This is a genomic window from Kitasatospora sp. NPDC023385 (assembly GCF_055664045.1).
The window spans coordinates 1-12,479 of record NZ_JBVOOL010000032.1 but is presented as its reverse complement, the minus strand read 5'-3'; the positions used below and the strand labels follow the sequence as shown (position 1 = coordinate 12,479).

Sequence of the window (12,479 nt, the reverse complement as noted above, 5' to 3'; positions counted from 1 at the left end):
GCGGGGCGCAGGGGTCAGCGCCGGTCGCCGAGCAGCAGCGAGCCCGCGATGGCGTTGCGCTGGATCTCGGAGGACCCGGTGAGGATCCGGAACATCCTCAATTGCCGGAACAGAAGCTCCACTTCGGCGCCGCGCACGAGTCCGGCCTTGCCGTGGATCTGCACCGCATCGTCGGCGATCCGGAAGGCGCTCTCGGCGACCTGGAGCTTGCACATGAACGCCTCGGTGCGCGGCTCCGCGCCGGCGTCCAGGGCGGCCAGCGCGTCGTACGTCATGGCGCGCGCCGCGTAGTAGGCGGTGGCCATGTCGGCGAGCTTGTGCTGGATGGACTGCAGGGCGCCGAGCGGCGCACCGAAGACCTGCCGGGTCCGGGCGAAGTCGACGCTGAGCGCGAGGGCGCGGCGGGCACCGCCCAGGGCGGTCGGGCAGTGCAGGAGGCGGTTGGTGGTGACGCGACCCAGACCGATCCGCAGGCCGTCGCCGACCCCGCCGAGGAGTTGCCCGGGCCCGACGTAGCAGTTGTCGAGGATGATGTCGCTCTCGATGTGCTCACCGGACATCGGGGTGTCGCCCGCCTCGACGGTGACGCCGGGCGCGTCGAGGTCGACGAGGAACGCGGAGAACCTCGGCTTGCCCGGCGGGGTGCCGTCCTCGGGCTCCGGCTCGGCCATCCGCGCGATGAGAACGGAGAAGTCGGCGAAGGGCCCGGCGGAGGAGAACACCTTGTGGCCGGTGAGGCGCCAGCCCTCGCCGTCCGGTGTGGCGGTGGTGCGCATCGCGCGGACGTCGGAGCCCGCGTCGGTCTCGGTGAGCGAGAAGCAGCAGGCACGTTCGCCGCGGATGACCGGCAGCAGGTACGTCTCCAACTGCCGGTCGGTGGCGTACTGGAGGATCGAGCCGGCCCGGAGCGGCCCGCCCATGTCGCCGAGCACGCTGTGCTGGAGCACCCGCCCGGAAGCGCCCACCTCCTCCTTCAGGGCGGCGAGTTCGGTGAAGGTCAGACCCTGGCCGCCGTGTTCCGGGGGCAGGTGGATGCCGTAGAAGCCGAGTTCGCGGCTGCGCCGCCAGACGGGTTCGAGGACGGAGCGGGTGTAGACGGATTCGTGGGTGAGGCCCAGATCGCTTTCGTAGGCGGCGAGTTCACCGTCGAGGTACTCGCGCAGGCGGCCGACGAGATCGGCCAGGCGGGGGTTGTCGTCGTAGCTGGGGGTCAGGGAGAAAGGCATGCGGGATCGGCTCCGGTCGTAGGTCAGTGGACGTTGCGGGCACTGCCGGCCCAGTAGCGGTCGCGCACGGCACGCCGGTCGGTCTTGCCGTTGCGGTTGACGGGGAGGGCGTTCACGAAGTCGACCGACTTGGGCTTCTTGATCCGGGCCAGTCGCTCGGCGCAGAAGGCGATGAGTTCGGCCTCGTCCAGCGCGTGGCCGGCGCGCCGTACGACGACGGCCTTGACGGCCTCGCCCCACTCCTCGTCGGGGACGCCGACCACGCATGCCTCGGCGACGGCCGGGTGCTCGTAGAGTGCGGCTTCGACCTCGCTGCAGTAGATGTTGAAACCGCCGGAAATGATCATGTCCTTCTTGCGGTCGACGATGAAGAGGTAGCCGTCCTCGCGCAGGTAGCCGATGTCGCCGGTGTGCACCCAGCCGTCGCGGAAGGTCTCCGCGGACAGTTCGGGCTCCTTCCAGTACTCGCGCACGCAGTCCGGCCCGCGCGCGACGATCTCGCCGAGGCTCCCGGCGGGCACCGACTCGCCGCTGTCGGCGACGACCCGCACCTCCGTGTCGAAGAGCGGCCGCCCGCACGACATCAGGAGGTCGGGGTCGGTGCTGACACCGGCCGCCACGTCCTGGGCGGTCAGCAGGGTGATGCCGCTGGTGGTCTCGCCGAGTCCGTAGCCCTGCATGAGGACGGGGCCGAACGCCTCGACCGCCTGCCGCAGGCGCTGCGGTGACACCGGGGCGCCCCCGACCAGCACCGAGGTCAGGGACGACAGGTCGTGCCCGGCGAGGTTCGGGTGGGCCAGCACCATGTTCAGCATGGTGGGCACCAGGAAGGTCGTCGTGATCCGTTCGGCCTCGATGGTGCGCAGGAACAGCTCCGGGTCCCACCTGGGCAGGACCACGACGGTCGAGCCTCGCGACAGGGACGCGAGGAGCCCCATGCCGGTGGCGTGCGTGATGGGTCCGGCCGCGAGGTAGCGCTCGGCCGTGGAGGGGCCACCGCCCGGGGTCATCAGAAGCTTGCGCATGTTGGCGAGCCGGTTGCCCTGGGTCTGAACGGCGGCTTTGAGCTTGCCGGTCGAGCCCGAGGTGAAGTTCAGTACGGCGGGGTCGTCCTCGCTCACGTCGACGGCGACGGGCCGGGTGGCCGTGCCCTCGGCCAGCAGAGCGTCGTAGTGCGTGACGCCTTCGACGGCGTTGTCGTAGTCGACCACGAGGCAGTCGGCGCCGGCCCGGGCGACGGCGCGGCGAGCGGTCTCGGCGTGCGCGGCGTCGGTGAACAGGACCCGTACGGCGGCGTAGTCGAGGATGTGCTCGACCTCATCGGCGGCGAGCCGCGAGTTGATCGGTACGCGCAGGAAGCCGCCCTTGCAGAGGGCCATCTCCGTTTCGACGAGCTGCCCGCAGTTGCCTGCGAAGGTCGCGACGGCCTGCCCCGGCCGGATGCCGCGTGCGAGCAGGGCGGCGGCGAGCTGGCTGGTGGAGTCGTCCAACTCCCGATAGGTCCAACGCTGTTGCTCGCAGACCAGGGCCTCGTGGTCGGGCCAGAACGTCCTGCTACGGCTGAGGTAACTGCCCAGGTTCACTGCTGGATCTCATCCCTGTCCGTGACGCTGCTTTGCGCCATGACGACCAATGCTGGACAGCGTGTCCAGAAATTTTCAATGTGTCAATGGGCGTGTAACATGCGGTTCGAAACCGTGAGGAGGGCCAATGCCGGCCGAGATGGGGGACCGCCGAGTACGGCGCACCCGGCGCCTGCTGCGAGACGCACTGGTGTCGCTGGTGCTTGAGCGGGGCTACGCCGACGTCAAGGTGGAGGACATCACCGAGCGCGCCGACCTGGGACGCGCGACGTTCTACAGCCACTACACGGACAAGGACGACCTGCTCGGCCAGGTGGTGACCGATCTCCAGGAGGAGCTGGACCGCCGGATCCAGCCGCTCCTGGCCGCCGACGCCAAGGGCTTCACCGGCAAGCCCATCCTGGAGATGTTCCGCCACGCCGACGAGGAACGGGACGCCTACCGGGTCGTGCTTCGCGGCGAGGGCGACGGGCGCGCCCTGCGACGACTCGTCGCAGCACGGACGGAGGCGGCAGCCGCCGTCTTCCGCACCCGCGCCGAGCACTTCGCGGTGACTCCCCGCATCGACGTCGAAGTCCTTGCCCGCGCCTGGGTCGGCGAGCAGATCTCCGTCCTCCAGTGGTGGCTGGAGACCGACCCGCGGCCCCTGTCACCCGAGGCGGTCACCGAGATGCTGCTCGACCTCTCGCTGAGGGGCCGCTACTGGGCGACCGGCTTCGAAGGCGAACCCCCCGCCGCACGCTGACGCTCAGCAGCACAGGGGCGCTGGCCGGCCGGGAGGACGCCCGCCATGGCCATGTGGATCCCGTTCCCGTACGTTCGACACACCCAGGGCCCTGGTCTTCGCTACGGGAGCGGTCGCCGCACGCGCCCACCGACGCGGTCCGGGATGCGGACGACATCGAGACCCTCCCGTACACGGCCCCCACCCTGGTCTCCATCTTCGGGGCGCAGGCTTCTCCCCCGGCCTCGGGGACCATCGGTGCGGCGCGCTCGCCGGGCTCCAGCTCGGCGAGCGCGGAGGAAGCCGGCGACCTTGCCCGGCAGGTCGAGGACAACCGGCAGGTCCAGGGCCGGGGCACCCGGGTCGGCGGCCGTGTACTCGTGCAGGTCCGCGACGGCGGTGCGGATGGCGCCGCGGCTGACGCGGTGTTCGCGAGCGAGGGCGGCGATGGACCCGCCTTCCAGGTACGCGGCACGCGTCGTTGCCGCTGTAGTCAGCGGCGACCCGGCAAGTGGGCACCCGTTCCTCGGGTGGCGCTCGCACGAGTCGGCGACAAGAACTGTCCACGATCACACCGCCGCGACACTGGCGCCGCGCTCCTCTTGTCCGCCCCCGCGCAAGCCGGGGTAGTCGTCCCGCAGGTCCACCAGGCCGGCATGGACGACGCAGCCGGCTACCCGCCCGGACCCCACCGCACTGCTTCGGTCTGAGTCCCGACCGCAAGCGAGCGGTGGCGTCACCACTCTGCCCGCCACGCGAAAGCCGGACGCGCCCTGCGCCGCCCGGCCTATGTCTACACGCGCGCTCGAGCGCCTCATCGAGGACTTCCTCACCGCTTCGACGAACAGACCGCCATCGGGGCGGGCTTCGAGGCGGCCGCGCTGACCGTACCCAGCCTGGCCGACTCACTGCGAGCTGTCCTCGACGACTCTCGCGGCGGAGGATCCGGGTCAGCTCCGGTCCGGGAGCCGGGGCGCGGGGCGGCCGTTGACGTTCGGGTCAGCGGCCGATGCGCCGGTCGTCGAGGTCGCTGTGGAGTGCTGGAGGGACCGCAGTATGGCCAGCCCCTGGCTGGCGATGCCGGCCGCGATCTGGTTCACCCCGTCGGTGCCGTTCAGGACGGTCAGATCGGCGCCCGCCATGCCCCGGGCCGCCGCGTCGGCGAGTGCGGGAAGGTTCTCCACGATCCGGTTGGCCGCGATCAGCTCCTGGTTGCCGTCCCGCAGCGACGCCGCGCGGGCGGCGTTGGCGTCGGCCTGCGCCTGGGCCAGGGTCCGTTCCGTGTAGGCGCCGGCGTCGGCCTCGAACTTCACCCGGTCGCGGTCCGCCTCGGCCAGCGTCCGCTTCCGGTAGGCCTCGGCGTCGGCCGGGCGCCGCACCTCCGCCTCCAGCCGCTGCGCCGTCAGTGCCGCATTGCGCTGAGCGAGAGCGGTCTGTTCCTCGGTGACCTCCTGGGTGGCCCGTGCCTCGGCGAGCGGCCCGGCCTGTGCGGCGCGCGCCCTGGACTGCTCGGTCTCCGCGAGGAAACCGGCCCGCTTGATCGCGGTGTCCCGCTCGTACTCGGCCTTCAGCGCGGCGGCCTGCTGCTCCCGTTCGCTCGCCTCCTGATCGGCCTTGGCCTGGGCGATCCGGGCCTGACTGGCCACCGCCGCCGCGTGCGGCGCGGCCAGGTTGTTGATGTAGCCGGTGGCGTCCTCGATCTCCTGGATCTGCAGGGCGTCCACCACGATGCCGAGCTTCTCCATCTCGCTGTGGCTGCCCGCCATGACTTCCTGGGCGACCCGGCTACGTTCCCTGATGATCTGCTCCACGGTCAGCCCGCCGATGATGGAGCGTAGGTGGCCCGCGAAGATCCGTCCGACCAGTTCCTGCATCTGGTTCTGCTCGGACAGGAAGCGCCGGGCGGCGTTGGCGATCGACACGGCGTCGTCGCCGACCTTGAAGACGCAGACCGCGCGGACGGTGAGCCGGATGCCCTGCTGGGTGACGCAGTCCTCGGCAATCTCCGCCTCCTGCAAGGCCAGGGACAGCATGCGGGCCTTCTGCTTGACGGGAACGACGAAGCTCCCGTGGCCCGTGACGATCCGGAACTGGGTGTCCTGCGACTGCCGCTTGGAACCGGAGATGAGCATGGCCTCGTTGGGCGCGGGCACGTGCCAGAACAACATGATGAACCGCCTGACCTACAACAGCCTGACCTACAACAGATTGACGAGGCCGCAGGGGCCGCCGGACTCAGCGGGGCAGCGGCTCGACGAGCACCGACCGGGCGGAGACCGTGTCGATCACTACCACCCGGGTGTTGACCGCGATCGGCCCGGCGGACCACGCCGCGAACACCTCCGACCCGCCGCGCAGGCCGACCAGCACCTCGCCCGGCCCGTCCGTCGGGATCGGCACCGTCACCCTCCCGACGGCTCCGACCGGGCTCTGCTGGGAGTCATCGGCCACGTACATGACACCTCGTGCCGTGCGGCACGACGGGGCGGTGGGCGGACGGAACACGGACAGCCACGGGCGGCACCCCTCCTGGGGGCACCGGGGCCCCCGGTCGAGTACTTCGACAGAATGCCTGCGAGCAGCGCGCGCGGCGCGACCGCCCCGACTCCTCCCACGGTACTCCGACCGCAGCAGGGAGGCGTTTCTCGGGTACGCGGCTCGGATCTCTGGCCTGGGAGTCCCGGCCCGGAGCCGACCGGGCCCAGCTCGGAGACTGGGCCACCAACCGCCCGTATCGGCGGATTTCCGGGGCACCCGAGTGACGTCGACACCGCCGTCAAGGCGGCGGGCGAGCACTACACAGCGCTGCCCCCGTCGTTCGGTGCGTGAACCTGCGTCCGCGCCAGGCCCTACTGCTGACGCCGGCGACCCCGGCGCGCCGATGCTGTCTGACTGCGCTCCGGTCGAGGGGGCCTCTCGTACGGTCGAGGTCGCAGACCGGTTCCCTCAGTTGTGTCGCGCCACCCTGGCGCGACGTACGCGGCGTCGACCCCGACCAGCGCGGGTTGATCACCGCGCGGGGGCTGCGGCGAGTGTGACCACCCGGCCCGCATCACCACTGTCTCGACAAACGCCGGCACCTCCACACTGCTGAACCTGGCCTGTGCTCTCGCGCAGCCGTCCGACACCGCCCGGCGCACCCACATCCACCCCGCCTGCACCACCGGCTCCCTAGACCCAAGCGCCCCACCCGCAACCTCCCCGAAGAGCTCCTCGCCGGCATCCACGGCTGCTGACTCCCCCAAGCGAGTACGACGAATCGACGGAGACCTCAGCAACGACGCCGAAGACCGGGACGACGAAGAGGAGCACAAGACCCAACAGCCGCGAACGCGGCCGAGCCCGGCCTGCGGCTCACTCCCCTTGTCGTTGGCCAAGGGAGACCCGCAGGTCAATAACCATTCTCCGGGCCTAGTGGTCGCACGGTGGTCGCCCCCAGAGGAGCAGAATGGGAGGCAGAACCCGCGCGCTCGCCCTTCCGAGGCGATCACCATGCGCTGCTCACCGAACCCGGGAAACGACCGAGGACGCGTCTACCGGCGCTGCGGCTGCCGCGACCACCACCGCCGACAACGCGGCACCAACTGCCCACACCTCGCCGCCGACCCCCGCCACGGCACCTGGGCATTCGCCGTCGACACCCCATCCCCCGACGGCCACCGCCGCACCATCCACCGCGCCGGCTTCCCCGACGAAATCGACGCCCGCATCGCACTTCGCCGCTTCAACGAGGGCCTCGCCCTCTGTATCATCACCGACCCCAGGCAGCGCGCCGCCGAGCACCTGCGGGACTGGCTGGACGAGAAAGAGCTCCGCCTCAAGCCCACCACCATGGCCCGCTACCGCGCCTACGTCGAACAGGACCTCATCCCCGCCCTCGGCGCCATCCCCCTGATCGACCTCAGCCGCCAGCACCTAAGCGCCTACGTCACCGACCAACTGCGCCAGGGCCGCGGCAGGGTCACCGTCCACCGGATCATGGCCACCCTCTCCAGCGCCCTCAGCAGCGCCGTCTACGACGGCCGCCTGGCCCGCAACCCCGCCAAGCCCCCGCTCCTTGCCCGCCCCGCCTCCGCCCCGCGGCACCTGTGGACTGAGGAGCAGACCGCCCGCTTCCTGCGCTTCACCCACGTCACGGACCCGCTCTATGCAGACCTCGCCGAACTCATGATCGGCTCCGGCATCCGCAAGGGCGAGGCGCTCGCCCTGCACTGGGACGACGTCCACCTGCCCGAACGCGTCTTCTTCGTCCGCTCCACCCTCTCCGTCGTCGACAACAACCAGGTGTTGCTCACCACGCCGAAGACCAAAGGCAGCAGGATGTGGGTCGCCCTGTCCGACCGCGTCGTCGACGCCCTCGAAGACCGGGCCGGCACACGAGCGTTCGGCCAGATCACCCCCGCCGGCGGCTACGTCTTCCACCGCCACGGCCGCCCGCTGCACCCCAAGAGCGTCCTCGACCGCTTCCACCTGCTCTGCGACAAGGCCGGCGTCCCCCGCATCGCCCTGCACGACCTGCGCCACCTCACCGCCAGCTTCGCCACGGCCGCAGGCGTCCCGCTGCCCGTCATCTCCAAGACCCTGCGCCACCGCACCCTGTCCACCAGCGCGAACATCTACACGGACCTGACGCTCCTCGCCGCCCGCGCGGCCGTCGACGCCGTCGCCTGGATCCTTGACAACGCCGACCGCGCCGCCCTCGGCCGGCCCGCCTGCCGCGCCCGGCGCCCCTGGCACCAGAACCCGCGCCCGCACCGACGACTGCCCGCACACCAGCAGACACGAACAGAAGAACCCTCAGCGGCCTGGCCGATGTGGCCCGGAGACCACCGTGCGACCACCAGCTGACCGGGCAACAGAAAGAGCCGGCACTCGGCTTCCCAAGTGCCGGCTCTCACAACCGACTTCACAGTCGGGACGACAGGATTTGAACCTGCGACCCCTTGACCCCCAGCGGGACCTGATCCCCGCGTTCGGTCACTACCGGCTCCCCGACCTGCGCCTCAAGCATGTCGACGCCTGTGTCACGGCCCAGCAGCAGGCCGGCCGCGGCCGGGTCACGATCTACCGGGTCGTGACCACGCTGCGCAACGCGCTGAACCACGCGGTGCGCTCGTGGCGGCTTCGCTACAACCCGGCCAAGCACTCGGTCCCGCCCAAGCCCCGTGCCGCCGAGCGCGTCTGCTGGACGCCCGACGAGGCGGCAGCGTTCCTGCGCCACAACGCCGAGCACTATGCCGACCGGCTGACCGACCTGTTCGAGGTCAGGCTCGGCACCGGCATGCGCCGCGGTGAGATCCTCGCCCTTCACTGGTCCGACGTGCACCTCATGGACCGCAAGCTCTACGTCCGCTGGACCCTCTCCGCCGTCAACAACGGCAAGATTCACCTCCGCGAGCCCAAGACCGAGGCCAGCCGCGCCTGGATCAGCCTCTCCCCCAGAGTCATGGCCGCCCTCCACCGCCAGGCCGCCCTCCAAATGGCCGCCCACCCCGACGGCCGGCTGGAAGGCCTCGTCTTCGCCCACCAAAGCGGCCTGCCCCTACGCCCGCAGTGGGTCCTCGACCAGCTCCGCAAAGGCACCACCGAAGCCGCCCTCCCCACAATCGGCTTGGTGAGTCGGCCCGGGGCGCGGTGCCGGGATTGCTCCCAGTCCGTTTCCCCGGACCGCTCTCCGAACCCGCCGTGCCGATCTCTCGGCAACGGGCTCTCCACGGTTCCTGCCGTCAGGCGGGGTTCGCAGGAGGCCACGGGGACGGGATCTTGTTGCCCCGGTAGGTGTAGCGGGAGACCGACACACCCTCGATCCGGAAGTACTCAACCCCGTCGGCCGCGATCCTCCACCGCCCGGAGGCGGCGAGGTGTCGGCGGACCTGTCCCCAGTTCCAGCCGTGGCGCGCCCGCAGCATGTGGACGAGCCTCCACCAGGTGAAGTCGTCCAGTTTGCTGAAGGTGCGTTTGGCCACGGCGTACTTGAAGTAGTTGGCCCATCCGCGCATGATCTGACCGAGTCTGGTCAGAACCGACGCGAAGTCCTGCTGCGATGTCTTGTGCGTCAGGGCACGGATCTTCGCCTTCAAGGTCCGGAGGGGCCGGGCCGCGATGAAGGTGTAGACGTACCACTTGTCCGTCCCCCTCTTGCGCTTCCACCGGATGCGGAAGCCGAGGAAGTCGAACCCGTCGCCCAAGTGGACCACTTGGGTCTTGGCCGGTGACAGCCGCAACCCGAGCGGAGCCAGCGCGACGGCGACATCTTCGCGCAGCGCTTCGACGTGCTCGCGCGAGCCGTGCACCAAGATGACGAAGTCGTCCGCGTAGCGCACCAGCCGCCACGTCGGTCGCCCCTTGGCGCGCCGGTAGTCGCGTTTGCCGTGGGTCGACATTGCCCCGCCAGGCTTCCACGACCCCATCACGTGCTCGTCGAGCACGCTCAGGGCGATGTTGGCCAGCAGCGGAGACAGGATGCCGCCCTGCGGTGTGCCGGTCATGGTGTCCCGGTGTTCGCCGAGTTCCGTGAGGATCCCGGCCTTGAGGAACGCCTTGACCAGCGCCAGGACGCGCTTGTCCTTCACCCGCCGACGCACCCGGTCCATCAGGGCCGCGTGGTCGATCGAGTCGAAGCACGCCTCGATGTCCGCATCCAGCACCCAGCGGTAGCCGCGGGAGCCGAAGTGGTGGATCTCGGCGATCGCGTCCTGGGCACGCCGCTTGGGCCGGAAACCGTACGAGCACGGAGCGAAGTCCGCCTCGAAGATCGGCTCCAGCACCAGTTTCAGCGCCGCCTGGACGACCCGGTCCGCAACCGTCGGAATCCCGAGCTTGCGGACCTTCCCCGACCCGCCCGGTTTCGGGATCTTGCGCTCCCGCACCGGCAACGGTCGGAATGAACCGTCCTTGAGACGAGCCCGCAGGTCGTCCAGGAACCCGGGCACACCCACCTGCTCCGCGACGTCGGCGACCGTCAAGCCGTCCACGCCGACGGTGCGCGCACCCTGGTTCCCCGCGACCCGGTCGAACGCCACGATCAACGTCGCCGGGTCACACACGAAGTTGAACAAGTCATCGAACCGGCGGCCAGGATCGGCCACCGCCCAACGGTGAAGCTTGGCCTGCATCTCCGATACCCTCGCCCCCGGCCCGGGCGGACCAGAACGAGGAGCATCGCCATTCGGCGACGCGTCTTCCGGCATTGCAGCGTCCTTCCCTTCTCGAAACCGCTGCCGCCCTTCCCCATGCGGCCGGCTTTCCCGACCTCGGAGTACTACGGCGGCTCCGCCCCGTCCCGGACCGATCGGCGGTCGACGCGCCCAACCCCACCATCGCCGCTGGACGCGACGCGGAGGGCAAGACCCGGGACGGTTCCCGTGTTCACTGTGGTTCGCTCAACGAAGTAGGAGCCCGACTATGCCCCTGCGGCATCGCTGCGAGTACGCCGCAGACCTTCCTCGCAGCCTCCCTGACAGCTCGTGCCCACTGCCTCGGAAGTTCCCCGCCCAACCCGCGACGGGTGCGCACCGCTTCCAGCCCAGATCCACCAGGTTCGAGCTGGCGTCGCATAAAGGGGGTGTCACACGCCGGTTCCTCGCGTACTCCTCTCCGTCCCGCTCGCCGGACCCGAACCATCTGGCAGTACTGGCCCGTCCCGGCTTTGTCAGGGCCGCTCCCATCCTCCCCGGCGTCACCCGGATCCGGCTGCCCTCAGCTCCACCGCCCTGCTGCGACAGGATCAGCGGCGAAGGTCTCTCACCTCCACTCGAACCACAGCGCCTCACGGCGCACGCACGACCTGCGCCACCTCACCGCCAGCTTCGCCACCGCGGCCGGGGTCCCACTGACCGTCGTCTCCAAGACCCTGCGCCACCGCACCCTGTCCACCAGCGCGAACATCTACACGGACCTGACCTTCCTCGCCGCCCGCGCAGCCGTCGACGCCGTCGCCTGGATCCTCGACAACGCCGACCGCGCCGCCCTCGGCCGACCCGCCTGCCGCGCCCGGCGCCCCTGGCACCAGAACCCGCGCCCGCACCGGCGACTGCCCGCACACCAGCAGACACGAACAGAAGAACCCTCAGACACCTGGCCGATGTGGCCCGGAGACCACCGTGCGACCACCAGCTGACCGGGCAACAGAAAGAGCCGGCACTCGGCTTCCCAAGTACCGGCTCTCACAACCGACTTCACAGTCGGGACGACAGGATTTGAACCTGCGACCCCTTGACCCCCAGCGGCGTGACCTTCCAGGCGGTGTGTCGCCTTGAGCGTGTCCTCCCCGACTGGGTCTGACATGCCTCGCGCCCCGCCCCGCGCGCTCTGCCGACACACCCACGCGGACGACAACCTTGGACTCAAGCTCACCGAGTTCAAGAGGAGAACACATGGGACAGCGTGCGCAGCGCGGCCGGGTCTACCGGCGGTGTGGTTGTTCGGACGAGAACCGGAAGCAGCTGCGTCCGTGGTGCCCCCGGTTGGCCGGTGATCCGAAGCACGGGACGTGGACGTACGCCGTGGATCTCGGGAGGGACGAGGGCCGGCGTCGGGTCCGCCGTCGTGGCGGTTTCGCGACCCAGGCCGAGGCGTTGCGGGAGATGCGTGCGGTGTTGGACGGTGAGCTGCGCGGGGTGTACGAGAACCAGCGCACCAAGGTCGCGAGCTACCTGCGCGAGAGCGCGGCGGTCCAGAACGCCCACCAGGGCCTGCGGATCGACCAGGTCGGCACGGGTTCGACCGCGAAGGGGCTCACCGAGACCCTGGGCAAGGACTTCGAGAAGGCCGAGTTCATCAGCCTTCCGCTGACCATGCTGATCCTGCTGGTCGTCTTCGGCGCGATCATCGCCGCCGGCGTGCCCGTGGCCCTCGCCATCTCCTGCGTCGGCGCCGCCACCGGCCTGTCCGCACTGGCCTCGCACGTGCTGCCCGAGACCAGCGTGGTGAGCAGCGTCATCCTGC

At 70.3% G+C, this 12,479-nt stretch carries 9 protein-coding genes and 1 pseudogene; 5 read left to right on the top strand and 5 right to left on the bottom strand.

Features of this window, described 5'->3' with window-relative positions; translation table 11 throughout:
• Positions 1–14: 14 nt before the first annotated feature.
• Entirely contained in the window at positions 15–1,226 is a 1,212-nt protein-coding gene (locus AC0B61_RS31885; RefSeq protein WP_471745141.1) for an acyl-CoA dehydrogenase family protein, read from the bottom strand.
• Positions 1,227–1,249: 23 nt separating this feature from the next.
• Entirely contained in the window at positions 1,250–2,809 is a 1,560-nt protein-coding gene (locus AC0B61_RS31880; RefSeq protein WP_471745139.1) for an acyl-CoA synthetase, read from the bottom strand.
• Positions 2,810–2,936: 127 nt separating this feature from the next.
• Between AC0B61_RS31880 and AC0B61_RS31875 the strand changes: the two genes are divergently transcribed.
• Positions 2,937–3,554, top strand: a complete 618-nt coding sequence (locus tag AC0B61_RS31875) for a TetR/AcrR family transcriptional regulator (RefSeq protein ID WP_471745137.1) — start codon at positions 2,937–2,939, stop codon at positions 3,552–3,554.
• Positions 3,555–4,483: 929 nt separating this feature from the next.
• On the opposite strand, the gene AC0B61_RS31870 is transcribed toward AC0B61_RS31875, so the two are convergent.
• Both AC0B61_RS31870 and AC0B61_RS31865 read right to left on the bottom strand, forming a co-directional pair.
• Positions 4,484–5,701: an SPFH domain-containing protein gene (locus AC0B61_RS31870; protein ID WP_471745135.1), complete on the bottom strand. Its 1,218-nt coding sequence runs from the start codon at positions 5,699–5,701 to the stop codon at positions 4,484–4,486.
• Positions 5,702–5,768: 67 nt separating this feature from the next.
• Positions 5,769–5,984, bottom strand: coding sequence for a hypothetical protein (locus AC0B61_RS31865; RefSeq protein ID WP_471745134.1), 216 nt, complete (start codon positions 5,982–5,984; stop codon positions 5,769–5,771).
• A gap of 1,041 nt (positions 5,985–7,025) precedes the next feature.
• Between AC0B61_RS31865 and AC0B61_RS31860 the strand changes: the two genes are divergently transcribed.
• Positions 7,026–8,381: a tyrosine-type recombinase/integrase gene (locus tag AC0B61_RS31860; RefSeq protein WP_471745132.1), complete on the top strand. Its 1,356-nt coding sequence runs from the start codon at positions 7,026–7,028 to the stop codon at positions 8,379–8,381.
• A pseudogene (locus AC0B61_RS31855) lies at positions 8,365–9,051 on the top strand (site-specific integrase); the annotation flags it as partial. The gene AC0B61_RS31860 and the pseudogene AC0B61_RS31855, both read left to right, overlap by 17 nt.
• A 208-nt stretch (positions 9,052–9,259) precedes the next feature.
• On the opposite strand, the gene ltrA reads toward AC0B61_RS31855, so the two are convergent.
• The gene (ltrA, locus tag AC0B61_RS31850) at positions 9,260–10,723 is read right to left on the bottom strand and encodes a group II intron reverse transcriptase/maturase (protein WP_471745130.1); all 1,464 of its coding nucleotides are present in this window, start codon (positions 10,721–10,723) and stop codon (positions 9,260–9,262) included.
• A gap of 458 nt (positions 10,724–11,181) precedes the next feature.
• Between ltrA and AC0B61_RS31845 the strand changes: the two genes are divergently transcribed.
• Together AC0B61_RS31845 and AC0B61_RS31840 are read left to right on the top strand one after the other, a co-directional pair.
• Positions 11,182–11,652, top strand: coding sequence for a hypothetical protein (locus AC0B61_RS31845; protein ID WP_471745128.1), 471 nt, complete (start codon positions 11,182–11,184; stop codon positions 11,650–11,652).
• A gap of 256 nt (positions 11,653–11,908) precedes the next feature.
• The coding region (locus AC0B61_RS31840) for an MMPL family transporter (protein WP_471745127.1) at positions 11,909–12,479 on the top strand (571 nt) is incomplete at its 3' end.